The sequence below is a fragment of the Paralimibaculum aggregatum genome (assembly GCF_030270585.1).
Classification (GTDB): domain Bacteria; phylum Pseudomonadota; class Alphaproteobacteria; order Rhodobacterales; family Rhodobacteraceae; genus Thermohalobaculum; species Thermohalobaculum aggregatum.
This window is the reverse complement of the sequence record NZ_BSYI01000010.1, coordinates 1-25349: the sequence shown is the minus strand read 5'-3', so window position 1 is coordinate 25349 and position 25349 is coordinate 1. Positions and strand designations below refer to the sequence as shown.

23 protein-coding genes and 1 tRNA gene are annotated in these 25349 nt (G+C 74.4%); 16 read left to right on the top strand and 8 right to left on the bottom strand.

What is annotated here, in order from left to right; translation table 11 throughout:
• Positions 1-3: 3 nt before the first annotated feature.
• The gene (gene ilvA, locus QSJ97_RS07830) at positions 4-1551 is read right to left on the bottom strand and encodes a threonine ammonia-lyase, biosynthetic (protein WP_285671153.1); all 1548 of its coding nucleotides are present in this window, start codon (positions 1549-1551) and stop codon (positions 4-6) included.
• A gap of 200 nt (positions 1552-1751) precedes the next feature.
• On the opposite strand from ilvA, the gene QSJ97_RS07825 reads away from it, so the two are divergent.
• From QSJ97_RS07825 to QSJ97_RS07805, 5 genes are all read left to right on the top strand, one after another.
• Positions 1752-3017 (top strand): imelysin family protein, encoded by a 1266-nt coding sequence (locus tag QSJ97_RS07825; protein WP_285671152.1) that lies wholly within the window; start codon positions 1752-1754, stop codon positions 3015-3017.
• 133 nt (positions 3018-3150) lie between these two features.
• Positions 3151-4731 carry a di-heme oxidoreductase family protein gene (locus QSJ97_RS07820; RefSeq protein WP_285671151.1) on the top strand — a complete coding sequence of 527 codons (1581 nt, stop codon included), beginning with the start codon at positions 3151-3153 and terminating at the stop codon, positions 4729-4731.
• A complete protein-coding gene (locus QSJ97_RS07815) occupies positions 4731-5726 on the top strand; it encodes an imelysin family protein (RefSeq protein WP_285671150.1) in 996 nt (331 codons plus the stop codon). The genes QSJ97_RS07820 and QSJ97_RS07815 overlap by 1 nt, the downstream gene beginning before the upstream one ends.
• 3 nt (positions 5727-5729) lie before the next feature.
• The gene (locus QSJ97_RS07810; protein WP_285671149.1) at positions 5730-6809 is read left to right on the top strand and encodes a DUF1513 domain-containing protein; all 1080 of its coding nucleotides are present in this window, start codon (positions 5730-5732) and stop codon (positions 6807-6809) included.
• A gap of 183 nt (positions 6810-6992) precedes the next feature.
• A tRNA-Pro gene (locus QSJ97_RS07805) sits at positions 6993-7069 on the top strand.
• Between the two features lie 24 nt (positions 7070-7093).
• On the opposite strand, the gene QSJ97_RS07800 is transcribed toward QSJ97_RS07805, so the two are convergent.
• From QSJ97_RS07800 to QSJ97_RS07775, 6 genes are all read right to left on the bottom strand, one after another.
• Positions 7094-9196 carry an RHS repeat domain-containing protein gene (locus QSJ97_RS07800; protein WP_285671148.1) on the bottom strand — a complete coding sequence of 701 codons (2103 nt, stop codon included), beginning with the start codon at positions 9194-9196 and terminating at the stop codon, positions 7094-7096.
• Positions 9197-9200: 4 nt separating this feature from the next.
• Complete coding sequence (locus QSJ97_RS07795) at positions 9201-9986, bottom strand: sterol desaturase family protein (RefSeq protein WP_285671147.1); 786 nt, start codon at positions 9984-9986, stop codon at positions 9201-9203.
• A gap of 173 nt (positions 9987-10159) precedes the next feature.
• Positions 10160-11065, bottom strand: coding sequence for an acetylglutamate kinase (argB, locus tag QSJ97_RS07790; RefSeq protein ID WP_285671146.1), 906 nt, complete (start codon positions 11063-11065; stop codon positions 10160-10162).
• 68 nt (positions 11066-11133) lie between these two features.
• Positions 11134-11967, bottom strand: a complete 834-nt coding sequence (locus QSJ97_RS07785) for a carbon-nitrogen hydrolase family protein (protein ID WP_285671249.1) — start codon at positions 11965-11967, stop codon at positions 11134-11136.
• 9 nt (positions 11968-11976) lie between these two features.
• A complete protein-coding gene (grxC, locus tag QSJ97_RS07780) occupies positions 11977-12234 on the bottom strand; it encodes a glutaredoxin 3 (protein WP_285671145.1) in 258 nt (85 codons plus the stop codon).
• Entirely contained in the window at positions 12227-13012 is a 786-nt protein-coding gene (locus QSJ97_RS07775) for a ComFC family protein (protein ID WP_285671144.1), read from the bottom strand. The genes grxC and QSJ97_RS07775 overlap by 8 nt, the downstream gene beginning before the upstream one ends.
• 111 nt (positions 13013-13123) lie before the next feature.
• Here QSJ97_RS07775 and QSJ97_RS07770 point away from each other — a divergent pair, with 111 nt between their 5' ends.
• From QSJ97_RS07770 to QSJ97_RS07720, 11 genes are all read left to right on the top strand, one after another.
• Positions 13124-14053 carry a methyltransferase domain-containing protein gene (locus tag QSJ97_RS07770; RefSeq protein WP_285671143.1) on the top strand — a complete coding sequence of 310 codons (930 nt, stop codon included), beginning with the start codon at positions 13124-13126 and terminating at the stop codon, positions 14051-14053.
• A 115-nt stretch (positions 14054-14168) separates the two neighbouring features.
• Positions 14169-14588 (top strand): ArsR/SmtB family transcription factor, encoded by a 420-nt coding sequence (locus QSJ97_RS07765; RefSeq protein ID WP_285671142.1) that lies wholly within the window; start codon positions 14169-14171, stop codon positions 14586-14588.
• On the top strand, positions 14512-14979 hold the full coding sequence (locus QSJ97_RS07760) for an SRPBCC family protein (protein WP_285671141.1): 468 nt from the start codon (positions 14512-14514) through the stop codon (positions 14977-14979). Before QSJ97_RS07765 ends, QSJ97_RS07760 begins: the two co-directional genes overlap by 77 nt.
• 128 nt (positions 14980-15107) lie before the next feature.
• Positions 15108-16223 carry a ferrochelatase gene (gene hemH / locus QSJ97_RS07755; protein ID WP_285671140.1) on the top strand — a complete coding sequence of 372 codons (1116 nt, stop codon included), beginning with the start codon at positions 15108-15110 and terminating at the stop codon, positions 16221-16223.
• 603 nt (positions 16224-16826) lie between these two features.
• Complete coding sequence (gene mutL / locus QSJ97_RS07750) at positions 16827-18680, top strand: DNA mismatch repair endonuclease MutL (protein WP_285671139.1); 1854 nt, start codon at positions 16827-16829, stop codon at positions 18678-18680.
• A gap of 77 nt (positions 18681-18757) precedes the next feature.
• The gene (locus tag QSJ97_RS07745) at positions 18758-19789 is read left to right on the top strand and encodes a DNA recombination protein RmuC (RefSeq protein WP_434220901.1); all 1032 of its coding nucleotides are present in this window, start codon (positions 18758-18760) and stop codon (positions 19787-19789) included.
• A gap of 369 nt (positions 19790-20158) precedes the next feature.
• Entirely contained in the window at positions 20159-20548 is a 390-nt protein-coding gene (locus QSJ97_RS07740; RefSeq protein ID WP_285671137.1) for a hypothetical protein, read from the top strand.
• Between the two features lie 632 nt (positions 20549-21180).
• Positions 21181-21756, top strand: coding sequence for a hypothetical protein (locus QSJ97_RS07735; protein WP_285671136.1), 576 nt, complete (start codon positions 21181-21183; stop codon positions 21754-21756).
• The gene (locus QSJ97_RS07730) at positions 21753-23747 is read left to right on the top strand and encodes a protein meaA (RefSeq protein ID WP_285671135.1); all 1995 of its coding nucleotides are present in this window, start codon (positions 21753-21755) and stop codon (positions 23745-23747) included. The genes QSJ97_RS07735 and QSJ97_RS07730 overlap by 4 nt, the downstream gene beginning before the upstream one ends.
• An 85-nt stretch (positions 23748-23832) precedes the next feature.
• A complete protein-coding gene (locus tag QSJ97_RS07725; protein ID WP_285671134.1) occupies positions 23833-24249 on the top strand; it encodes a hypothetical protein in 417 nt (138 codons plus the stop codon).
• The gene (locus tag QSJ97_RS07720) at positions 24231-24857 is read left to right on the top strand and encodes a gamma-glutamylcyclotransferase (RefSeq protein ID WP_285671133.1); all 627 of its coding nucleotides are present in this window, start codon (positions 24231-24233) and stop codon (positions 24855-24857) included. Before QSJ97_RS07725 ends, QSJ97_RS07720 begins: the two co-directional genes overlap by 19 nt.
• Positions 24858-24961: 104 nt before the next feature.
• Here QSJ97_RS07720 and QSJ97_RS07715 read toward each other — a convergent pair whose 3' ends face one another.
• On the bottom strand, positions 24962-25234 hold the full coding sequence (locus QSJ97_RS07715) for a hypothetical protein (RefSeq protein WP_285671132.1): 273 nt from the start codon (positions 25232-25234) through the stop codon (positions 24962-24964).
• Positions 25235-25349 lie beyond the last annotated feature (115 nt).

The following is a 25349-nucleotide window of genomic DNA, read 5'->3' as shown; positions in this document are numbered from 1 at the left end:
CGGTCAGCCGAGGAACTGGCGCAGCGCCGGGTTGTCGCTCTCCTGCCGGTACCAGAAGCCGAGGCGGTCGATATCCGCCAGCAGCGCCGCCTCGTCCTCCGGCCCGGCCGCAAAGCCCGCCAGCACCCGGCCATAGGCGGCGGCGCGGTTGCGGTAGTGGAACAGCGTGATGTCCCAGCGCGTGCCGAGGGTCTCGAGGAAATCGAGCAGCGCGCCGGGGCGCTCGGGGAACTCGAAGCGGAACAGCCGCTCCGCCCGGGCGCCGCCGCCGCCGCCGACCAGGTGTCGGACATGGAGCCGCGCCACCTCGTTCTCGGTGTAGTCCTCCATCGCATAGCCGGCGGCCCGGAGGCCCGCGGAGATCTCGCGCCGCTCCGCCAGCCCGCCCTTGAGCTGGATGCCGACGAAGATCTGCGCCCGGGCATCGTCGCGGTGGCGATAGTTGAACTCGGTGACCGCGCGCTTGCCGATGCTGCGGCAGAAGCGCAGGAAGCTGCCGCGCTCCTCGGGGATGGTGACGCCGAAGATCGCCTCGGCATTCTCGCCGATCTCGGCGCGCTCGGTGATGTGCCCGAGGCGGTCGAAGTTCATGTTGGCCCCGGAGAGGATGCTGACCAGATCGGCCCCGCTGGTGCCGGTGCGCGCGACCCATGCCTTCATGCCGGCGAGCGCCAGGGCGCCGGCGGGCTCGACCACGGTGCGGGTCTCCTCGAAGATGTCGCGGATCGCGGCGCAGATCCGGTCGACGCCGACGGTGACCACCTCGTCGACCCGCTCGCGCAGCACCTCGAAGGTGACGTCGCCGATCTGGCGGACCGCGCAGCCGTCGACGAACAGCCCGACCTGATCGAGCGGCACCGGGCGGCCCGCCTCCAGCGCCGCGGCGAGGCAGGCGGCATCCTCGGGCTCCACCGCGACGATGCGGATCGCCGGGTCGAGCGCCTTCAGATAGGCCGCCATGCCGGCGCAGAGCCCGCCGCCGCCGACCGGGACGAAGACCGCGTCGATCCGCCCGCGGTGCTGCGCCAGCAGCTCCATCGCCACGGTGCCCTGGCCGGCGATGGTGGCCGGGTCGTCGAAGGGATGCACCATCACCCGCCCCTCGGCGCGCACGATCTCGGCGCCGCGCCGCGCCGCATCGGCATAGCTGTCGCCGGCGAGCTCGATCCGCGCGCCGAGCGCCTGCACCGCCGCGATCTTGATCGCCGGCGTGGTCACCGGCATGACGATCACCGCATCGAGGCCGAGCTGGCGCGCGCCGAGCGCCACGCCCTGCGCATGGTTGCCGGCCGAGACCGCGACCACACCGCGCGCACGCTCCTCCGGCGCCAGCGCCGCCAGCTTCGCATAGGCCCCGCGGATCTTGAAGCTGAAGATCGGCTGCAGGTCCTCGCGCTTCAGCCAGACCGTGTTGCCGAGCCGGGCCGAGAGCCGCGGCGCCGGGTCGAGCGCGGTCTGCCGCGCCACGTCATAGACCGGCGCGCGCAGAATCGCCCTGAGCCAGTCGTCGCCCGTCATCGGGCCGGCGCCGTCGCCGCCTGTCGCATCCATTCCCGTCCTCCCGTGCGGCGCGGCGCCCGCCCGCCCGCATCCTGCCAGAATGGCGCATCCGGGCGGGGCAAGGCCAGAGGGGGCGGCCAGCGGTCGCGCCCGCGCACCGCCCGATTGACATATCCGATGGTTAAAGTCAGGAATAGCCCGGAGCGGTCATGCCGTCACACAGCCATCCGAATTCCAGGAGGTTCCAGCCAATGAAACTGACCTATCCGCTCGTTGCGGGCGCCATTCTCGCCGGCATTGCCGGGCAGGGCCTCGCCGCCGGGAAGGCCGCGGTGCTCGAGACCTATGCCGATATCGCCCATGCCGGCTACGAGGACAGCCTGATCGCCGCGCGCAGCCTCGGGATCGCGGTCGATGCGCTGATCGCCCAGCCCTCCGCCGCCACCCTGCAGGCGGCGCGCGCGGCCTGGCTGGCGGCGCGGGTGCCCTATCAGCAGACCGAGGTGTTCCGCTTCGGCAACCCGATCGTCGACGAATGGGAGGGCAAGGTAAACGCCTGGCCGCTCGACGAGGGGCTGATCGACTACACCGCCTCGAGCTATCCCGGCGCCACCGACGAGAACCCCCATGCCGCGATCAACGTGGTGGCGAACGCGCGCTTCACGCTCTCGGGCACGGAGATCGACGCCACCGAGATCACGCCGGCGCTGCTCGCCGAGGCGCTGCACGAGGCCGACGAGATCGAGGCCAATGTCGCCACCGGCTACCATGCCATCGAATTCCTGCTCTGGGGGCAGGACCTCAACGGCACCGGGCCCGGCGCCGGCGACCGGCCCTGGACCGATTATGCCAGGCACGAGGCCTGCACCAACGGCAACTGCGAGCGCCGCGCGGCCTATCTCGAGGCGGCGACCGACCTGCTGGTCTCCGATCTCGAATGGATCACCGCGCAGTGGGCCGAGGGCGGCGCGGCGCGTGCCGCGGTCACCGCCGACCCGGATGCCGGCATCGCCGCGATGCTGACCGGCATGGGCTCGCTCTCCTATGGCGAGCAGGCCGGCGAGCGCATGAAGCTCGGCCTGATGCTCAACGACCCGGAGGAGGAGCACGACTGCTTCTCCGACAACACCCACAACAGCCACTACTACGACGGCATCGGCGTGCGGAACGTCTATCTCGGCCGCTATGTCCGGATCGACGGGCGCGTGGTCGAGGGGCCGTCGCTGTCCGAGCTGGTGGCCGCGGCCTCGCCGGAGACCGATGCGGCGCTGCGCGCGGCGCTCGACCGGTCGGTGGCGGCGCTGTCGGAGATCAAGCGGGTGGCCGAGGCGGGCATGTCCTATGACCAGATGCTGGCCCGCGGCAATGCCGAGGGCGGTGCGCTGATCCAGCACGCGGTCGACGGCCTGGTGGCGCAGACCCGCGAGATCGAACGCGCGGTGGCGGCGCTCGCGCTGCAGCCGATCGCCTTCGAGGGCTCGGACAGCCTCGACGACCCGGACGCCGTCTTCCAGTGACGCCCCCGGCGCGGGCGGCCGCCGCCCGCGCGCCTTTGCGGCCGCGCCAGATGGTCGCTCGATGCCCGGCAGGGCTGGACGGGCGGGGAGGGCGCCCGCTAGGTCCTGCCCGGCAAGATCAACGGATATCGCCATGGCTTCCCGCCTCCGCTCGCGCCGCCCCCTCCGCATTCTCCGCTGGCTCGCGGCGCTTCTCCTGGCGCCGGCGGCGCTGGCCGGGGATCTGCCCCGGATCGGCCCCGGCGACGTGGCCGCGGACCCGCATCTCGCGGTGCTGCCCCGCACCCCGGAGGAGGCTGCCCGCATCGCCGCCATCACCCGCCCGGCAACCGATTTCTCCGCGCCCGAGCGTTTCGAGGCGCGCCCCGCCGGCGCCGCGACCGCGCAGAAGCGGGCGGACGGCAACGCCTTCTCGCACCCCTCGGCCAACATCTCCTTCGCCCGCGAGCTCGACTTCAAGGTCGGCAACGGGCTGTTCCGCAAGCTCTGGGTCAGCGCGCCCGCCTCGACCGAGGCGTCGGACGGGCTCGGGCCGCTCTACAACGCCCGCTCCTGCCAGCGCTGCCATCTGAAGGACGGGCGCGGCCACCCGCCGGCCGGGCCGGAGGACAGCGCGGTGTCGATGTTCCTGCGCGTCTCGGTGCCGGCGGAACCCGGCGATCTGGCGCCGGAGCTGCGGGCCATCGAGGGCTATCTCGCGACCCGGCCGGAGCCGGTCTATGGCAGCCAGCTGCAGGATCACGCGCTGCTCGGCCTGCCCGCCGAATACCGCCTCGCGGTGGACTGGGAGGAGATCGCGGTGCCGCTCTCCGGCGGCGAGACCGCGACGCTGCGCAAGCCGGCCTGGCGCGCGGCGGATCCCGGCTATGGCCCGCTGCACCCCGAGGCCATGCTCTCCCCCCGCGTCGCGCCGCAGATGATCGGGCTCGGGCTGCTCGAGGCGATCCCGGCGGCGGATATCCTCGCCCTGGCCGACCCGGACGACGCCGATGGCGACGGCATCTCGGGCCGGGCGCAGATCGTCTGGTCGGCCGAGTTCGCCCGGCCGATGCTCGGCCGCTTCGGGCTGAAGGCCGGCGCGCCCACGGTCAGGGAACAGTCCGCCGCCGCCTTCTCCGGCGATATCGGCCTCTCGACACCGCTGCATCCCGCCGGCTGGGGCGAGTGCACCCCGGCGCAGGCCGCCTGCCGCGCCGCCCCCGATGGCGGCGCCGCGATCCGCGGCGGGCTCGAGGTGGATGCCGAGATGCTCGCGCTCGTCACCTTCTACAGCCGCAACCTCGCGGTGCCGGCGCGGCGCGACATGGGCGACCCGGCGGTGCTGCGCGGCAAGCGGGTGTTCCACGAGACCGGCTGCATCGCCTGCCACCGGCCGAAATTCGTCACCCACCGGCTGGCGGACCGCCCCGAGCAGAGCTTCCAGCTAATCTGGCCCTATACCGATCTCCTGCTGCACGACATGGGCGAGGGGCTTGCCGACCACCGCCCGGAGGCGCGCGCCACGGGGCGCGAATGGCGCACCGCGCCGCTCTGGGGGATCGGCCTCACCGGGGTGGTGAACGGCCACACCCAGTTCCTGCATGACGGCCGGGCGCGCTCGCTCCTCGAGGCGGTGCTCTGGCATGGCGGCGAGGCGCAGGCGGCACGGGATGCCGTGGTCGCCATGCCGAAGCCCGACCGCGACGCCCTGATCCGCTTCCTGGAGAGCCTCTGATGCGTGTCCTCGCCCTTTGCCTCGCCCTGCTCTGGCCCGCCGCCGCCGCGGCCGGCCCCTCGGTGGATGCCGCGCTGGACGGGCACGTGCTGCCGCGCGTCGCGCGCCTCGCCGAGGCCGGGGCGGCGCTCTCGGCGGCAGCGGAGGCGCGCTGCGCGCCCGAGGGGGAGGCGCTGCGCGCCGCCTACCACGCCGCCTATGATGCCTGGGCCGGGGTCTCGCATCTGCGCTTCGGCCCGATGGAGGAGGCGGACCGGGGCTATGCGCTCGCCTTCTGGCCCGACACCCGCGGCGCCACCGCGCGCAGCCTCGCCCGCCTGCTCGGCGAGGACCCGGCCCTGCTCGCCGACCCCGCGGCCTTCGCCACCGTCTCGGTCGCGGCGCGCGGGCTGCTGGCGCTCGAGCGGCTGCTCTACGACGCGCCCGGCGCCGCGCCGGCGGCCTGCGGGGTCATCCGCGCCGTGTCCCGCGACATTGCCGGCACCGCCGCCGGGCTCGCCGATGCCTGGGCGCTGCATGCTCCGCTGATGCGCGCGCCGGGGCCGGAGAACGCGCTCTACGCCAGCGAGATGGAGGTGCTGCGCACGCTCTTCACCGCGGTGGCGACCGGTCTCGAGTTCAACGCCGATGTGCGGCTCGGCCGGCCGATGGGCAGTTTCGAGCGGCCGCGGCCGCTGCGCGCCGAGGCGCACCGGTCGGGCCGGTCGCTGCGCATCGTGCGGCTCTCGCTGGCGGCGATCGAGGAGCTGGCGCTGGCGCTCGCCGTCACCGCGCCGGCGCCGGACCGGGCGGCCATCGCCGCCGCCCTCGATGGCGCGCGCGGCGCCGCCGCGGCGCTCGACGACCCGGTCTTCGCCGGGGTCGCGACGCCGCAGGGCCGGTTTCGCGTCGAGGCGCTGCAGCAGCGCATCCGCGACGCCAGGGCCGAGGTGACCGCGCGGCTCGGCCCGGCGCTCGGCGTCTCCGCCGGGTTCAACGCGCTGGACGGGGACTGAGCGATGCCCGACCGGCGCCATGTCCTGCTCGGCGGCCTCGCGCTTGCCGCCGCGCCCGCCACCGGCTGGGCCGAGGCCGGCAACCCGGCCTATCTCGCCGCGGCGCGGGTGGGGCCGGAGGCCCATGCGCTCTTCGGCATCGACGCGGCGGGGCGCGACGTGTTCCGCGTGCCGCTTCCGGGCCGGGGCCATGCGGCGGCGGCGCATCCGCTGCGCCCCGAGGCGGTGGCGCTTGCCCGCCGCCCGGGCACCTATGCGCTGGTGCTGGATTGCCGCAGCGGGCGCGTCGCGGCCCGGCTCACCGCTCCGCGCGGCCGGCATTTCCAGGGGCACGGCGCCTTCTCGCGCGATGGCAGCCGCCTCTACACCAGCGAGAACGCCTATGACCTCGGCACCGGGCGGATCGGCATCTGGGATGCGGCCGGCGGCTATCGGCGGCTCGGCGAGGTGCCCTCGGGCGGGATCGGCCCGCACGAGCTGCTGCGGCTGCCGGGAAGCGATGTGCTGGCAGTGGCCAATGGCGGCATCCTCACGCATCCGGACAGCGGCCGGGCCAAGCTCAACCTCGCCAGCATGCGGCCGAGCCTCGCCTATCTCTCGGGCGACGGCGACCTGCTGGAGCAGGTCGAGCTGCCGCCTGGCCTCGCGCGCAACTCGATCCGCCATCTCGCGGCGCGCGGCGACGGGCTGATCGGCTTCGCGATGCAGTGGCAGGGCGCGCTCGGCGAGCCGGTGCCGCTGCTCGGGCTGCACCGGCGGGGCGAGGCGCCGCGGCTTCTCGGCCTCGAGCCGGCGCGCCAGCTCAGGCTCCGCGGCTATGCCGGCAGCGTCGCCTTCTCGGGCGACGGCACCGGCATCGCGATCACCGCGCCGCGCGGCGGGCGGGCGCATGTCTTCGCAGCGGAGAGCGGCAGCCTGGCCGCGGAGATCCTGCGCGGCGACATCTGCGGCATCGCCGCCGGCCCGGCCGGCTTCCTCGCCACCGACGGCCTCGGCGGCGTCTCGCGGCTCTCGGGCGCGGATGCGGCGCCGCTGGCGCGCCACGGCGACCGCAACTGGGACAACCATCTCGTCGCGCTCTGAGCGCCCGGCCGGCGCGCGCCGGGAAAGCGCGCCAATCTGCGCCTGCCGCTCTTGAAGTGGGGGGGCGGCGCCTCTATCACCGTGTCTGTCGTGCGGCCCCTCGGGGCGCCGGCATCACGGGTCGGGGGAGCCGGACCGCGCCGCAGGCGGCGCGCGCCCGCTTCGGCGGCCCTCATGGCAGGTCGGGGCGTAGCGCAGCCTGGTAGCGCGTCGGTTTTGGGTACCGAAGGCCCCCAGTTCGAATCTGGGCGCCCCGACCATCTTCCTGCAGCGCGGCGAGAGCCTCAGTCGGCCAGCGGCTCGGCGCGGCCGCTGCGGTCTTCGGGGCCGGCATAGGCATAGCGCCAGCGCTGGCCGCCCGGTTCCTGGCCGATGACCTGGCGCTTCAGCTTGCGGTCGAGCGTCGCCTCGTAGCGCATCTCGACGACCTCGAGCGGCCGGCCCTCGGCGTCGCGGCTGAGGATCTGCCGGCCCTCGGCATCGAACTCCGCCGGCGCGCCGTCGCCCTCGCGGACCCAGCCGAGCAGGCGCCCGGCATCGTCGTAGCGGTAGCTGTCGCGCCAGGGCCGGAGCGGGAACAGCTTCGGGTCGGCATAGGACGCGGTCAGCGCCTTGTCGGCATAGTCGATCAGCAGCGGCCGCCCCTCCGCGTCATAGACGCGCTTCTGCTGCGGCGGGAAGGTGACGCTGACGAAGGCCGGCGCGGAATGCCCGCCGGGGGTCACGGCAAAGGCCGCGATGTCGACCCGCGTGGTGGTCAGCCCCGGCCGGCCGGGCACCGCGAAGCGGTCATGCCAGGGGATCTCCAGCTCGACCACGCTGCCGTCCTCGGTCTGCGGGCGGATCTCGATCCGGTCGGCATCGCCCTGCAGCACCCGCCAGACGAAGCGCAGCGGCTTGCCCGCCGGGTCGCGGGTGGCCCGGGCGCTCACCGTCATCCGGCGCCGGCCGGCGCTGCTCCGGTGGATCCGGGCGATGGCGGAGGGCGTGTCGAAGAGCTCTTCGCCCAGGCCGGCGGAGAAATGCTCGCGCCCGTCGCGCGCCGGGCTGTCGCGCAGCACCGTGAGCCGCACCATCGGCGGGATCTGCTCGATGGACAGCGCATTGGCCGCGCGCACCAGGCGGATGAAATCGATCTCCTCGGCGTCGAACACGCTCGGATGCGCCTTGTGGCTCAGATAGTCCGTCTCCGACTGCACCGGCTTCAGGCTGCGCCGGATCAGGCGCTGCAGCGTCGGCGCGATCAGCCCTTCCTCGCGCAGGCGCCGCTTGACGCCGGGCTGCAGCGCCGCCAGCGCCACCGCCACCGCGCGCAGGAAGGGTTGGTCGGAGAGCGAGGCGCCGTGGCTGGTGATCCCGTAGGGCGTGTTCGCCGGCATCAGGTCGCCATGCTCGGGGCCGTAATCGTCCTTGGAGGGATAGATGTAGAGCTGGTTGCGGCTGTACTGGCGGAACAGCGCATCGGCGCCGCCGGGCTCGGTGAGGAAGCGCCGGGTCTGGCTGCGCCAGGCCGGGCTGTCGACCAGCGCGGTGGAGGAGTTGCCGAAGGTGATGCGGCCGAACTCGAAGAGCCGCTGCGGGCCGTAGTCGAAGCCGCGGGCGGCGACCTCCGGCCCGTAATCCACATGCAGCAGCTGCTGGAACTCGCCGCGGGCGAGCGGCGAGTGGCTGCGGTCGCGGTTGTCGTAGAGATCGCCGACATTGCCGGCGGCGCGCCCGGCGGCGTACCAGCGGTTGAGGAACGGCGCGATCCGGCCGAGCAGCTCGGAGCGGCCGAGCACCGGGCGCCGCGCCAGCACCGGCGGGATCTCGAAGAGGCTGCGGAAGACCCCGGCGGTCGGGTCCCACTCGGTGTTGTCCTCGCGCACCGGGGCGCTCAGCCCCTCCACCGTGATCAGGGCCGGCTGCGCCTCGGCGAAGGCCGGCACCGCCGGGGCCTCGCCGCCGCGCGCGGCGACCCTGTCCCGGATCTCGGCGAAGCCCGGCGCCTCGGCGAGCGAGCCGGCGCCGCGCGCGGCGATCCGGTCGAGCCCGTCGAAGCCGAGATCGACGGCGTCGGACAGCGCCCGGATGGCACCGGCGGTGTCGCCCGCCTCGGCGCGCAGCACCGCGATCGCGGTCAGCGGGTCGGGCTGGTCGGGGAACTGGCGGGCGAGGCTGTCGAGCACCGCGAGGGCCTGCTGCAGGCGGCCGCGCGCGCGAAAGCGCCCGGCGGTGACGAGCCCCTGCTGGAGCCGTGGCAGGTCGAAGACGCTGGTCGCCCGGTCCGGCGCCGGCGCCGGCGCCGGGGTGGCGGCGCCGGCCCGGCTCTGGGCGATGGCCCCGCCGGGCGGCGCCGCGGCGGCGAAGAGGGCGAGGACGGCGAGGGGGAGGAGGGCGCGGCGCATCGGCTCAGCGCCGCCGGAAGGGCAGGGCGAGGGTCCAGAGCAGCCGCGTCGGCGCCGCGCTCTGATACTCCGGCAGGCCGATGGTCATGCCCTCGTGCCCGGCCGCGGGGGCCGCGCGATAGGTGCCGAAGAGCCGGTCCCAGAGGCTGAGGTTGAAGCCGAAATTGCTGTCATGCTCGGCCCGGATCGTGGAGTGGTGCACCCGGTGCATGTCCGGCGTGACGATCGCGAGGCGGAGGAGGCGGTCGACCCGTGCGGGGAGCCGGATGTTTCCGTGATTGAACATAGCCGCCCCGTTCAGGACAATCTCGAATGCCACGACTGCAATGGCCGGCGCGCCGAGCGCATAGACCAGCCCGATCTTCAGCGCCATGGAGAGGGCGATCTCGAGCGGGTGGAAGCGGATCGCCGTGGTCACGTCCATGTCGCGGTCGGAATGGTGTACCCGATGCAGCCGCCAAAGCAAGCCGATGTGGTGGCTTGCGACATGCTGTGCCCAGATCGCGAGATCGAACAGCACGAAGGCCATGAGGCCCTCGAGCCAGCCGGGCCAGGCGAGCGCGTGGAAGAGGCCGGTGCCGGTCGCCGCGGCATCGAGCGCGGCCCCCACCGCGGCGGCGCCGAAGACGAGGCGCACCATCACCGCGTCGAGCGCCGAGACCGCCCAGTTGGTCAGCCAGCGCCCGGCCCGCGGCATCGCGGCGCGGCGCCGGGGGCGGGCGAGCTCCCAGGCCGCCAGCAGCGCGAACAGGCCGAAGAAGACGCCGAGGCGGATCGCGGTCTCGGACATGGGCAGGCACCTCCTGTGGCCAGAGGTGCGGACCGGCTGGCCCGGGTCAAGCCCCGGGGCCTCGCCGGCCGGTCACGCTCGCGTGCGCTCGCCGCCCAGCCGGGCCGGCTGCACGCCGGGCCGGGCCGGGCCGGGCCGGGGGGGCGGGCGGCGCCGGGTCGGGCGCCGCCGGGTCAGTCGACGATCAGCGTGCCGGCGCCGTGCTCGGTGAAGAGCTCGAGCAGCACCGCATGGGCCGCGCGGCCGTCGAGGATCACCGCCGCGCCGACGCCGCCCTCCACCGCCGCGAGCGCGGTGCGCACCTTGGGGATCATGCCGCCGGCGATGGTGCCGTCATCCATCAGCCGGGCGATGTCCTCCGCGGTCAGCCGGGTGAGCACGGTGCCGGCCTTGTCCTTGACGCCCTCGGTGTCGGTCAGCAGCAGCAGCCGCTCGGCCTTCAGCGCCGCCGCCAGCGCGCCGGCCGCGGTGTCGCCGTTGACGTTGAAGGTCTCGGTCGGGGTCTCGCCCGCGCCGATCGGCGCCACCACCGGGATCAGCTCGCTCTGCAGCACGGTGTGCAGCACCGAGGGGTCGATCCGCACCGGCTCGCCGACGAAGCCGAGATCGAGCACCTGCTCGATATGGCTGTCCGGGTCGCGCGTGGTGGCGGTCGCCTTGCGGCAGACCATCAGATGCGCGTCCTTGCCCGAGAGCCCGACCGCGCGCCCGCCCTGGCCGTTGATCGCCGCGACGATGCGCTTGTTGATGACGCCCGCGAGCACCATCTCGACCACCTCGACCATCTCCGCCGTGGTGATCCTCAGCCCGCTGGCAAACTCCGACTTCACGCCGAGCCGGGTCAGCATCTCGTTGATCTGCGGCCCGCCGCCATGAACCACGACCGGGTTCACGCCGCACTGCTTCATCAGCACGATGTCGCGGGCGAAGCGGGCCATCGCGGTCTCGTCGCCCATGGCGTGGCCGCCGAACTTCACCACGACGGTCTTGCCGTCGTAGCGCTGCAGATAGGGCAGGGCCTCCGACAGCGTGCGTGCCGTGGCCAGCCAGTCGCGATGCATTGTGGTGCGCCTCTCCATCCTGCCCTCCGAGTTTTGCGCTTCATTAGCGCGCCGCGCGGCGCAGGGCCAGAGGGGGCGTGGGCCGATCAGGGCCCGGCGAAGGCGCGGTCGCCCGAGAGCGAGGGAATGCGCCCGCGCGCCTCGGCCACCTGCGCGGTGTCGAGCTCCACCAGCGTCATGCCCGGATCGGTGCCGGCATCGGCCAGCAGCTCGCCCCAGGGGCCGATGGCGAGCGAGTGCCCCCAGGTCTCGCGGATGCGGCCGCGGGCGGCGGCATGGCGCCCGGTCTGCGCCGGCGCCAGCACGAAGGCGCCGGTCTCGATCGCGCGGGCGCGCAGCAACACCTCCCAATGCGCCCGGCCGGTCGGCACGGTGAAGGCCGACGGCACGGTCAGGATCTCGGCGCCGGCCTGCGCGAGGCGGCGGTAGAGCGCGGGAAAGCGCATGTCGTAGCAGATCGTGAGGCCGAGCCTGCCCCAGGGGGTTTCCGCCAGCACCGCGCGCTGGCCGGGGCGGTAGCCGGCGCTCTCGCGATAGCTCTCGGCGCCGCCGATCTCCACGTCGAACATGTGGATCTTGTCGTAGCGCGCGCGGATCGCGCCGGCGCCGTCGATCAGGAAGGAGCGGTTGACGAAGCGGTCCTGCGGGTCGTTGGCGGCCTTCAGCGCGAGCGAGCCGATCAGCACCCAGAGCCCGGTCTCCGCCGCCACCTCGCGCACCGCCGCCAGGGTCGGGTCAGCGGCCTCGGTGCGCAGCACCTCGCGCTGGCGCGTGCGGCTCGCCGAGACGCAGTTGGTCACCTCCGGGGTCAGCGCCAGCCTGGCGCCCTCGGCAGCCGCGGCGCGCAGCACCGGCAGCAGCCGGGCGAGGTTCTCGCCCGGGTCGTCGGAGCTCGTGAGCTGCACCAGGGCGGCGCGCAGGGTCATGGCTCAGGCCGCCAGCAGGGCGTCGAGCCTGCCCTCGCGCTCCAGCGCCGCGAGCTCGTCGGAGCCGCCGATGCCGCGCCCGTCGATGAAGATCTGCGGCACCGTGCGCCGGCCCTCGGCGCGCTGCATCATCTCGGCCTTGGCGCTGCGGTCCATCAGCACGTCGATCTCGGTATAGGCCACGCCCTTGCTGTCGAGCAGGCGCTTGGCGCGGTGGCAGAAGCCGCAGAGCGGCGAGGTGTAGATCTCGACATTAGCCATTGGTGTCGTCCTCCGTTCCGGTCGCGGAGAGATAGGCGCGCCCCTCGAAGGAGACCAGAGCGCTCACAAGCACGTCAATCCGGCTTGCGCCCGCTGCAAGGCAGGTCTCGGCGCAGGCGGCGAGCGTCGCGCCCGTCGTCATCACGTCGTCGACCAGCAGCACGCGGCGCCCGGCGAGCCGCGCCGCGGCGCCGGCGGCCGGCGCGAAGGCCGCCGCGACATTGGCCGCCCGCGCCGCGGCATCGCGCCCGCCCTGGCTCGGGGTGTGGCGGATGCGGCGCAGGAGCCGCGGGGCATAGGCATCGCGCCGCCCGGCCTGGCGCGCCAGCGCGCGGGCCAGCTCGGCCGACTGGTTGGCCCGGCGCGCCAGCAGCCGGCGCCAGTGCAGCGGCACCGGGACGATGAGATCCGCCTCGGCCACCAGCGCCGGCGCCGCGCGCCACATCCAGCGCGCGATCAGCGGCGCGAGGTCGAGCCGGTCGCCGCGCTTCAGCGCCAGCACGAGCTGGCGCCCGCTGCCCTCGTAGCGCATCGCCGCGGCGCCCCGCTGCCAGGGCCGCGGGCTGCGCGTGCAGTGGTCGCAGCGCAGGTCCGGCGCCGGCCGCGCCCCCGGCAGCTCGCGCCCGCAGGCGGTGCAGCGCGAGTCCGAGGTGATCAGCGCGAGATCGCTCCAGGCGGCGGGGCTCAGCGTGTGCAGCCGGTCGAGCTCGGCGCCGGAAACCGGGCAGAGCGGCGGGAACAGCGTGTCGGCCAGGCGGGTCAGCAGCGGGTCTGGCATCGGCGGGTCGGCATGTCGCGCCCCTGGCGGCGGTTTCGGCGGGATTTCGGCGGTGCGGCGGTTGGGTCCGGCGCGCGCCCAGCCTATACCGTCGCGCGGAAGGGGAGAAGCATGGGCGACACGAGACCGGAAATCTTCGAGACCGCGGCGCTCGGCCGGCGGCGCGACCGGGCGATGGCCTGCGGCTTCGCCGATGGCGCGGATTTCCTCTGGCGCATCGCCGCCGACGGCATCGCCGAGCGGCTGGCCGACACGCCGCGCGGCTTTCCGCGGGCGGTGCTGCTCGGCACCGGGGCCGGCGCGGTGGCCGCGGCGCTGCCGGCGAAGGCGGGGAGCGAGCGGCTGCTGCAGCTCGACCCCTCCGCCGCGATGGCGCGGGCGGCCGGGCCGGGGGCGCTGGTGGACCCCTGCGAGACGCTGCCGCTCGAACCGGCGGCGGCGGATCTGGCGCTCTCGGTGCTGCTGATGCACTGGCAGAACGATCCGGTCGGCCATCTCGTGCAGCTGCGCCGGGCGCTGGCGCCGGACGGGCTGGCGATCGCGGTGCTGTTCGGCGGGCAGAGCCTGGCCGGGCTGCGCGCCGCCTTCGCCAGCGCCGAGGCGGAGATCCTCGGCGGCATCACCCCGCGCGTCGCGCCGATGGCGGAGCTGCGCGATCTCGGCGCGCTGATGCAGCGAGCGGGCTTCGCCATGCCGGTGGCGGATCGCGAGACGCTGACGGCGAGCTATGCCGACCCGCTGGCGCTGATGCGCGAGCTGCGCGCCATGGGCGAGACCAACATCCTCAAGGGGCGGGCCCGGGGCCTGCTGCGGCGCGACGTGCTGGCGCGCGCCGCCGAGCTCTATGCGGCGCATTGGGGGACCGCGGAGGGGCGCGTCGAGGCGGTGTTCGAGCTGGTCTTCCTGACCGGCTGGGCGCCGGGGCCGGGCCAGCCGGAGGCGCTGCGCCCGGGCAGCGCGACGACCCGGCTCGCCGATGTGCTCGGCACGGTGGAGATCCCCTCCGGCGAGAAGCCCCCGGGCGAGGCGGGCGGGCGGTGACGGCGCAGGCCCGCCGCCGGCCCCGCCCGCCCACCCGCCGGCGGCGGGCCTGCGCCTCGGCGGGCGCCGGATTCATATACCTGTATGGTAATATAACTTGACTCTGATATAACTGATGAGCGATATGATTTGCATGGATCGAGCAAGCCGACACGACCTGATCTTTGCCGCGCTGGCGGACCCGCATCGCCGGGCGATCCTCGCGATGCTGCGCGAGGCGCCGCGGGCGGTGGGAGAGCTCGTCGGGCGCCTGCCGCTGACCCAGCCGGGGGTGACCAAGCATCTCGGCATCCTCGAGCGGGCCGGGCTGATCCGGCGCCGGGCCGAGGGGCGGCGGCGGATCTGCGAGCTGAGCGGGCAGGGCTTTGCCACGCTCGACGACTGGCTCGGCAGCTATCGCGGGGTCTGGGAGGCGTCGCTCGACCGTCTGGCAGCAATGGCCGAGGAGGAAACCCGCCATGACGACCGAGACGCAGACCGCCGCGCCGACCGGGACGCCCCCGGAGACGCCGACCGAGGTCACGGTGAGCCGTGAGATCGCCGCAGCCCCCGAGCGGGTCTATGCGCTCTGGCTGGACCCGCAGGCGATGATCCGCTGGTTCGGCATCGACGGCATCACCAACACCGGCTGCGAGGTCGATCCGCAGGTGGGCGGCGCCTGGAAGCTCGCCGCCACCGGGCCGAAGGGGCCGTTCCATGTCGAGGGGGTGTTCCTGGCGCTCGAGCCCGGCCGCCGCGTGGTGCAGAGCTGGGTGCATGTCGACGGCGACGGCACCCGCGGCAACGAGACCGAGGCCGAGGTGCTGTTCGAGCCCGCCGGCACCGGCACCCGGGTGACCGTGCATCATCGCCGCATCCGCTTCACGCCGGACGCCTTCCGCGAGGGCTGGGGCCAGAGCCTCGCGCGGATCGCCGAACTCGCCTGAACCGCTGAACCGCGCCGCTGCCCCGGCACGGTGCGACAAGACCGCGGGCCCGGGCGTTTGAAACCCGGGCCCGCGGGGTTATCTCCGGACCGAGACGCCATGCGCCCCACCTCAAGCGGAGGACATCCATGCTCGACCACATCCCCCCGGAGCGCCCGGGCCGCGGCCGCCTCGCCCATGCGCCGAAGCAGCATCCCCCGGTTCCGGCGCGGCGCACCGGCATCCTGCTCGCCAATCTCGGCACGCCCGACGGCACCGACTACTGGTCGATGCGGCGCTATCTCGCCGAGTTCCTCTCGGACCGGCGGGTGATCGAGTGGCCGGCCTGGATCTGGCAGCCGATCCTGCAGGGCATCGTGCTCACCAGGCGCCCGTTCTCCAGCGGCGCCGCCTATCGCGGGATCTGGAACACCGAGCGCGACGAGAGCCCGCTGCTCACCATCACCCGCCGCCAGACCGCGGCGCTGGCGGCCCGCATGGCGGCGCGCCACGGCGACCGGGTGATGGTGGAGTTCTGCATGCGCTACGGCAATCCCTCGACCGGGAGCGTGATCCGGCGGATGCAGGCCGCGGGCTGCGACCGCATCCTGTTCTTCCCGCTCTATCCGCAATACGCCGCCGCCACCACCGCGACCGCCAACGACCAGGCCTTCCGCGCGCTGATGACGCTGCGCTGGCAGCCGGCGCTGCGCACCGTGCCGGCCTATCACGACCATCCGGCCTATGTCGCTGCGCTCGCCGCCTCGGTGGAGCGCGCCTATGCCGGGCTGGAGACCCGCCCGACGGCGCTCGTCGCCTCCTATCACGGGCTGCCGCAGAGCTATTTCGCCAAGGGCGATCCCTATCACTGCCACTGCCAGAAGACCTCGCGCCTGCTGGCCGGGCGCCTGGGCTGGGACCGGGCGGCGATCCACACCACCTTCCAGTCCCGCTTCGGGCCGGAGGAATGGCTGCAGCCCTACACCGTGGACTACGTCGCGAAGCTCGCCCGCGAGGGGCACGAACGCATCGCGGTGATGGCGCCGGGCTTCGCGTCGGACTGCGTCGAGACCCTCGAGGAGATCAACGGCGAGATCAGGGAGGCCTTCGAACATGCCGGCGGCAGGGACTTCCACTACATCCCCTGCCTCAACGACGACGCGGCGCATCTCGACATGATTGAGGCGATCGTGCGGAGCGAGGCGCAGGGCTGGCTCGACGAGGCGCCGGCCGAGGCCGCGGCGCCGGAGACCGCACCCGCCTGAGCCGGCGCCCGGACCGGGCCGCCCCGGCGGCGCCGGCAAGGCCGGGCGACGGCCGCCCCATGCGCGGCAGCGGCGGTCTGCGGGGCAGCGGTGGTCTGCCGGGCGGCGACGATCCGCCGGGCATTGGCGGTCTGCCGGGCATTGGCAATTCGCCGGGCGGCGGCACGGGCCTCGCCCGATCGGCCGGCCGCGCTCCGCGCTGGAGCGAGGCCCGGCGGCCGGGTCCCGATGGCGCGCTGACCGGGCATTGCGCCGCCGCAGGCGGTGGAGCGGATGCCGGGGCCGCGGAACGCCGCCGTCACCTAGCCGCAGAGAGCGAAGCCGGCCGGCGGCAAGCGGGCGGCGGCGCGCCGGAACCGCCGCCTGAACAGCGGCCCGAGAGGGGCCTGGCCCGGCACCCGCAGCACTTCCCCGCGCCCGCGTTTCGCCCCTCGGCCGGGCCGGCGTAGCCGCGGCGCCGGAGGCTCCCCCGCCGCCGACCATGGGTGGGCTCTTGAAACCGCGCTCCGGGGGCGTGACGGTGACAGGGTGGGGGAGGCGGCGGGCCTTTCCGACCTCTGCCAAGGCTTGGAAAGCGCCGCATCCCATGCTAGCAATGGTGGGATGGATGGAGCCAGCCCCAACATATCGCCGCGTGCCATACGCCAGCTGCCGGAGGCCGTCGCCAACCGCATCGCCGCCGGCGAGGTGGTGGAGCGGCCGGCCTCGGTGGTCAAGGAACTCGTCGAGAACGCGCTCGACGCCGGCGCCACGCGCATCGAGATCGAGATCGCCGGCGGCGGGCGCGAGCTGATCCGGGTCCGCGACGACGGCAGCGGCATCCCCGGCGGGCAGATCGCCCTGGCGCTGGCCCGGCACGCCACCTCGAAGATCGACGGCGAGAGCCTCTTCAGCATCACCTCCTTCGGCTTCCGGGGCGAGGCGCTGCCCTCGATCGGCTCGGTGGCGCGGCTCAGGCTGACCTCCTCGGACGGCACCGAGGCGCGCGAGATCCGCGCTGCCGCGGGGCGGCTCGAGGCGCCGCGCCCGGCGGCCCATCCCCGCGGCACCACGGTGGAGGTGCGCGATCTCTTCTACGCCACCCCGGCGCGGCTGAAATTCCTGAAATCCGACCGGGCCGAGACCCAGGCGATCTCCGAGATCGTCAGGCGCCTCGCGCTGGCGGTGCCGCGGGTCGGCATCCGGCTGAGCGAGGTCTCCGCCGAGCCGCGGCTGCTGTTCCGCGCCGAGCCGGAGCCGGGGCCCGAGGATGCCGCCCGGCTCGCCCGCGCCGAACGGGTGATCGGCCGCGGCTTCGCCGAGAACGCGGTGCCGGTGGCGGCCGAGCGCGAGGGGCTGCGCCTCACCGGCCATGCCGGGCTGCCGACCGCGGCGCGCGGCTCGGCGGTGGCGCAGCATGTCTTCGTCAACGGCCGCCCGGTGCGCGACCGGCTGCTCTCCGGCGCGCTGCGGGCGGCCTATGCCGATTTCCTGCCGCGCGAGCGCCATGCCGCGCTGGCGCTGCATCTCGACTGCCCGCCCGAGATGGTGGACGTGAACGTGCACCCGGCCAAGGCGGAGGTGCGCTTCCGCGCCCCCGGCGTGGTGCGCGGCCTGGTGATCTCGGCGATCATCCACGCGCTGGCGGCGGCGGGGCATCGCAGCAGCACGGTGATGAGCGGCGCGGCGCTCGGCGCCTTCGTGCCCGGGCGCGGCGGTGGCGGCGGCGGCGGCTGGGCGCCGGCCCGGCCCGGCGCGGCGGCGCGGGAGGCGGCGCTGGCCGCCCAGGCGCCGCTTTCGGGCTTTGCCGAGGCGGCGCTCGAGACCCAGCTCCGCCCGGCGGCGGCAAGGGCGGAGCCGGCGCCCGAACCCGGGCCGGAAACCGCCGCGCCGGTGGAGATCCCGCCGCTCGGCCATGCCAAAGCGCAGCTTCACGGGCTCTACATCCTGTCCGAGACCGCCGACGGGCTCGCCATCATCGACGGCCATGCCGCGCATGAGCGGCTGGTCTACGAGCGGCTCAAGGCGGCCCGCGCCGAGAGCGGCGTGCCGCGCCAGCCGCTGCTGGCGCCGGCGGTGCTCGAGGTCGGCCGCGAGGCCGCGGAGCGCCTGACCGACGCCGCGGAGACGCTGGCGGAATGGGGGCTGGAGCTCGAACCCTTCGGCCCCGGGGCGGTCTGCGTGCGGGCGACGCCGGCGCCGCTCGGGCCGATCGACCCGGCGCCGCTGGTTGCCGATCTCGCCGACGAGCTCGCCGATCTCGGCACCGCCGAGGGGCTGCGCGCGCGGCTCGACCACCTGCTCGCCACCATCGCCTGCCACGGTTCGGTGCGGGCCGGGCGGCGGCTCACGGTGCCGGAGATGGATGCGCTGCTGCGCGAGATGGAGCGGGTGCCGCATTCGGGGCAGTGCAACCATGGCCGGCCGACCTCGGTACATCTGAGCCTCGACCGGATCGAGCGGCTGTTCGGGCGGTGACCGAGGGCGCCGGGCTCGCCGGGGCGGTGGCGGCGCTGGCCGGGCCCTGGGGGCCGGCGGTGCTCGGCGGTCTCGGCATGCTGGGCGGGCTGCTCCTGGCCCTTCTGGTGGCCGCGCTGCGCCGGCGCCGCGACCCGGCAGACGAGCTGGAGGCGCTGGCCCGCGGGCAGGAGCGGCTGGCCGGGGCGCTCGGGCAGGTCGCCGAGGCGCAGGCGGCGGCGCAGGTCCGGCTCGCCACCGCGCTCGATGCGCGGCTCTCGCATGTCGAGGGGCGGATGGGCGAGACCCTGGCCGAGAGCGCCGCGCGCACCGCGCATTCGCTCGGCCGGCTCGGCGTGCGGCTCGAGGCGGTCGACCGGGCGCAGGCCCGGATGGAGGCGCTCTCCGGCGACATCCTCGGGCTGCGGCAGATCCTCGACAACAAGCAGGCGCGCGGCGCCTTCGGCGAGATCCAGCTGATGGAGATCGTCGGGCGGGCGCTGCCGCCGGATGCCTGGGAGGCGCAGGCGACGCTGTCGAACGGGCGGCGGGCGGACTGCCTGGTGCGGCTCGGCCATCCGCCGGGGCCGATCGCGGTGGATGCGAAATTCCCGCTCGAGGCTTGGCAGGCGCTGGCGGCGGCGCCGGACAAGCGGGCCGAGAAGGCGGCGCGCAGCGCCTTCCGCACGGCGCTGATGAAACATATCCGCGACATCGCCGAGCGCTACATCATCGAGGGCGAGACCGCGGACAGCGCGCTGATGTTCCTGCCCTCGGAGGCGGTCTATGCCGAGGCGCATGCGCATTTCGCCGACGTGGTGCGGGCCGGGCTGGAGGCGCGGGTCTGGATCGTCTCGCCGACGACGCTGATGGCGGTGCTCAACACCATGCGGGGGGTGATGAAGGATGCCCGGCTGCGCGCCGAGGGGGCGCGGATCCGGCGCGAGCTCGGCCTGCTGGCGCGGGATGTCGGCCGGCTCGGCGAGCGGGCGCAGGCGCTGGAGCGGCATCTGCGGCTGGCCGGGGCGGAGCTCGACGGGGTCCGGCTCTCGGCGGAGCGGGCCGGGCGGCGGGCGGCGCGGCTCGAGGCGGTGGATTTCTCGGACGACGCGCCGCAGGCGGCGGAGTAGGACGGCGGCGCCCGCGCCGGCTTCGGCCGGGGCCGCCGCCTCCCCCACCCTGTCGACCCTCCGCCCCCGGAGCGCGGTTTCAAGAGCCCACCCATGGGAGGCGGCGGGGCGCTGCGCCAGGCGGCGGCTGCGGCGCCCCTGCCGGCAGCGGTAGCGGCAGGTCGCGCCGGGAGACGGCGCGGCGGCGGGCGGGGGCGGGCCCGAAGGTGGATCACGGCCTGAGACATTTTCGCGTTTGCGGTGAGCCGGGGTGAGATTCCCCGAGGCCAGTGATCGCGAGCGGTATCGGAGTGTGTCGTGGGGCGACCTGCCGCTCTTCCGGGAATGCCTGCGCTCGCCGGACTTCCCGCCTGGGCGGGGGTTTTCCGGGTGTCGGATGGCGGCGCGCTGCCCGGCGGCAGGGTCGATCTCGACGTCGGGGTGGATGGCCCGCATGCGCGCGCGGTGCAGGGCCTGTCCGGCGGGATGCCGGTCGTTGCCGGGCCCGGCGCGGCGATCGGCCCGACGACGATGAGCTTCGGCGGCGCTGTCGACCCGGCGGATTTCGGCAGCGCGGCGGCCGCGGCTCCCGATGCCGTCGCCTTCGCCCTGCCGGTCAGCCTGCTTGGCGGGATCGTGGGCACCACCGATCGGCGGGTCGCGACCTTCACCGTCCCGATCCCGCTCGGCGCGATGCCGGGCGACTGCCCCTGGCGCTCGGCGGCATGCTGGGCTCTCCGAAGGTGCCGAATGTTCAGGTGCTGCAAGGCGCTTCGGTGACTCCGGACAACCTGGTCGTGGGCAGGATCGTGGTTGGGGACTCGGTGAACGGGGTGGTGGCGCTGCCGGCGGGGCGGCTGCTGCTCGGCATGGCGATGCTCGCGGGCGCGGCGCGGCGGCGCGCGGGTTGGGGCCGCGCAGGGCGCAGACGGAATCAAGAGATCGGGTGGGCCTGCATCCTTCGGGGCGCCGGGAGGCTTTCCGCAGATGGCGCCGCGGGGGGGCGCGCGGAAGGAGGCGATCCGGTGGCAATCCGAGCGCCATGCGCCGGCGCCAGCCGCGCCTTGTCTGGGCCGTCTGCCCGGCGCCGCCCGCATGGCCTTCGTCCTCGGAGCCGAGGCGGCCGATCCGGGTCCGGCGGCCCTCGGCGGGGCGGCGCAGCATTCCCGGAACCGCGGTGACCGCGAAGGGACACGGGACGCCGGTTGCCGCGGCGACGGCGGCGGGCCGGTGGATCGGTTCTCGGCGAGGGGCCTGCACCGCGTTCGCGCCGTCCGATGCGGCCTTCGCCCGGCCGCCGGCGGGCTGGGCCGAGGTGCTGCCGCGCCCGAAAAGCCGTGCAGGGCTTTGCGGGATCCTCGCGCATCGCCCATCACGGGTCGCGGCCGCGGCGCAGCGGGCGGCAATCGGCGATGGCGGCCGATGACGGCGGGCACCGTCCGGTGCCGGTGCTGGCCGATGACGGCGGGTGCCTCCCGGTGCCGGTGCTGGCCGATGACGGCGGGTGCCTCCCGGTGCCGGTGCTGGCCGATGACGGCGGGTGCCTCCCGGTGCCGGTGCTGGTCGATGACGGCGGGTGCCGTCCGGTGCCGGTGCTGGTCGATGACGGCGGGCGCCGCCCGGTTCCGGTGCTGGTCGACGACGGCGGGTGCCGTCCGGTGCCGGTGCTGGCCGGCCGGGGGCGGCGCGCCGGGGCGCGGGGCGGCGGCGTCCGGCTGCTCGGCGGGAGCAGCCGCGGTGCCGCGGCGATCGCTCCGGACGCGGTGCTGGCCGTCGGCGCGATCCACACGACCGGCGCCGTGCGGCCGGCCGCGGCCGAACCGGCCTGCGCCGCGCTGCAGGGGCGGCGGCGGGGGCCTGCGGGGGGCCGGCACTTCGGGATGTTGCGCCGGTCCGCAATCTCGCGAAACCATCTTGCGCGGGCCCCGGATATGATTAGGGTGCGGTGCAACAGAACCCGCAATCCCCGCCCGAGGAGGCCGCCTTGACCGACACCGCCACGCCGCCGCGCGACCGCCCCTGGCTGTTCCGCACCTATGCCGGGCACTCCACCGCCGCGGCCTCGAACGCGCTCTACCGGGCCAACCTCGCCAAGGGCCAGACCGGGCTCTCGGTGGCCTTCGACCTGCCGACGCAGACCGGCTATGACAGCGATCATCCGCTGGCCCGCGGCGAGGTCGGCAAGGTCGGCGTGCCGATCAGCCATCTCGGCGACATGCGCACGCTGTTCGAGCAGATCCCGCTCGAGCAGATGAACACCTCGATGACGATCAACGCCACCGCCGCCTGGCTGCTGGCGCTCTACATCGCGGTGGCCGAGGAGCAGGGGGCGGATGTCGCGCGGCTCCAGGGCACGGTGCAGAACGACATCATCAAGGAATATCTCTCGCGCGGGACCTACATCTTCCCGCCGGCGCCGTCGCTCAGGCTGATCGGGGATGTCGCGACCTATACCTACAGGTCGGTTCCGAAATGGAACCCGATGAATGTCTGCTCCTATCACCTGCAGGAGGCCGGCGCGACGCCGGAGCAGGAGCTGGCCTATGCGCTGGCGACCGCGACCGCGGTGCTCGACGAGGTGCGCGGCCGGGTGCCGGAGGCGGATTTCCCGACCCTGGTGGCGCGGATCTCGTTCTTCGTGAATGCCGGCATCCGCTTCGTGACCGAGATGTGCAAGATGCGCGCCTTCGTCGATCTCTGGGACGAGATCTGCGCGACGCGCTACGGGGTGGAGGACCCCAAGGCGCGGCGCTTCCGCTATGGCGTGCAGGTGAACTCGCTGGGGCTGACCGAGCAGCAGCCGGAGAACAACGTCTACCGCATCCTGATCGAGATGCTCGCGGTGACGCTCTCGCGGAACGCGCGGGCGCGGGCGGTGCAGCTGCCGGCCTGGAACGAGGCGCTGGGGCTGCCGCGGCCCTGGGACCAGCAATGGTCGCTGCGCATGCAGCAGGTGCTGGCGCTGGAGACCGACCTGCTGGAATACGGCGATCTCTTCGACGGCAACCCGGCGGTCGAGGGCAAGGTCGAGGCGCTGAAGGCCGGCGCGCGCGCGGAGCTGGCGCGGATCGACGCCATGGGCGGCTGCGTCGCGGCGATCGACTACATGAAGGGCGCGCTGGTGGAGAGCAATGCCGCCCGGCTCGGCCGCATCGAGCGCGGCGAGACCGTGGTGGTCGGGGTCAACCGCTACACCACCACCGAGCCGAGCCCGCTGACCGCCGGCGAGGGCGACATCCTGGTGGTCGATCCGAGCGTCGAGGCCGAGCAGGTCGCGCGCCTCGAGGCCTGGCGGGGGGCGCGCGACGCGGCGGCCGTCGAGGCCGCGCGCGCCGCGCTCGCGCGTGCCGCGCGAGAGGGCACCAACATCATGCCGCCCTCGATCGCGGCGGCGAAGGCGGGGCTCACCACCGGCGAATGGGGCGCGGTGATGCGCGAGGTGTTCGGCGAATACCGCGCGCCGACCGGCGTCGCCCAGGCCGCCGCCGCGCCGGAGCCGGCCGGCGGCGCCGATGCCGAGGCCGAGGTGCGCGCCGCGGTCGAGGCGGTCTCGGCCCGGCTCGGGCGGCGGATCAAGTTCCTCGTCGGCAAGCCGGGGCTCGACGGGCACTCCAACGGCGCCGAGCAGATCGCCGTGCGGGCGCGGGACTGCGGCATGGAGGTGGTCTATGAGGGCATCCGCCTGACCCCGGCGCAGATCGTCAACGCGGCGCTGGAGGAGGGGGTGCATGTCGTCGGGCTCTCGATCCTCTCCGGCAGCCACATGGAGCTGATCGGCGAGGTGGTGACGCGGATGCGCAGGGCCGGGCTCGACGACGTGCCGGTGGTGGCCGGCGGCATCATCCCCGAGGAGGACGCCGAACGGCTGCGCGCGCTCGGGGTGGCACGGGTCTACACGCCGAAGGATTTCGAGCTGACCCGGATCATGGCCGACATCGTCGCGCTGGTCGATGCGCAGACCGCCGTCGCGGCGGAGTGAGGCGGGCGCCAAGGGGGCTTGAGGCGGGGCGGCGGTCGCCGGTAATGGTGGGGACACCGCCCGACACCCGCGACCGGAGGACTGCATGACCCGATGGCTGCCCGCCCCTGCCGCCTGCGCGCTGGCGCTCGCCGCCACCGCCACCGCCGCCACGGCCCAGGTGCCCGACGTGACCGGCAACTGGGCCTGCTCGGTCGAGGAATACGAGAGCGGCGATGCCGGACAGGTGCCCGATCTCTTCAACCTCGCGCTCTACCGCACCGGCGCCTTCGCGCTCACCGGGCGCGACCCCGAGGGCCGGGTCTACCAGGGCAACGGCACCTGGCATTTCGGCCGCAACGCCGCCAACGGCACCACCGTGACGCTGAAGGGCAACCGGCTCGAGGAGGGCATCGCGGTGCCCTTCGAGCTGGCCGGCGACCTCGTCGGTGCCGACGAGTTCGGCCGCATCACCAAGCATTACACGAGGACGCGCGCCTTCGAATGCCTCAGACAGCAATGACCCCGGCAGGGCGGGCGCCCGGAGCCGCGGATGCGGATGCCAGCCCGGAGGCGACCCCGGAGACGGCCCCGGAGCCGGGCTTCTGGGTCTTCGCCTATGGCTCGCTGATGTGGAACCCGGGCTTCCAGTGCCTCGAGCATCACCGCGCCTGGCTGCACGGCTACGCCCGGGCCTTCGCGCTCAGCTCGATCCGCTATCGCGGCACGCCGGAGGCGCCGGGGCTGGTGCTCGGGCTCGATTGGCGGCCGGGGGCGGTCTGCGCCGGGGTGGCGTTCCGGGTCTGCCGCAGCGAGGAGGCGGCGGTGCGCGACTATCTCCACCACCGCGAGATGGTGACCCGCAGCTATATCGAGCTGGTGCGCGAGGTGACGCTCGACGACGGCCGCCGGGTGCCGGCGCAGGCCTATGTGCTCGACCGCACGCACCGGCAATATGCCGGTGCGCTCAGCCTCGAGCGCCAGGCCGAGATCATCGCGCGGGCGGTCGGGCCGGCCGGGCCCAACGACGCCTATCTGCACAACACGGTCGACCATCTGCGCGAGATCGGCATCGAGGACCCGGAGCTCTTCGCCCTCGACGCCATGGTGCGGGCGCGCAGCACCGGCTGAGCCGCGGGCGCGGGCCGGGCGGGCAGGCGCGACCGGGCGGGCGCGGGCGGACAGGCGAGGCCGGGCAGGCGAGACCGGACAGGCGCGACCGGGCGGGCGCGCCCTCACGCCATGCCGCGCAGCTCCGGGTGCTCGCCGACGAAATGGCGCAGCGCCGCGACCAGCTCCGCGGCATGGCCATGATCGCCGCGGGCGAGGGCGGCGCGGACATCGTCGCGGATCATGTCGCGCACCTGATGCGGGCCATCGGGCAGGTGCATGAGATAGTCGGCCAGCGCCGCGGCGGCGACCTCGGGCAGGTGCTCGTGCTCGGCGATGGCGTCGACCTCTTCGCGGGTCAGATCGCACATCTCGATGCATTCGGTGAGCGTGAGCATGGGCGTTTCCTCCTCCGTTGCGGAGCTGTGAACGCGCAGCCTAGCAGCCGGGTGGCGCGGCGCCGTTGATCTCCGTCAACCGGCTGGTGGCGGTCTGCGACCGCTCCTTCCGGTC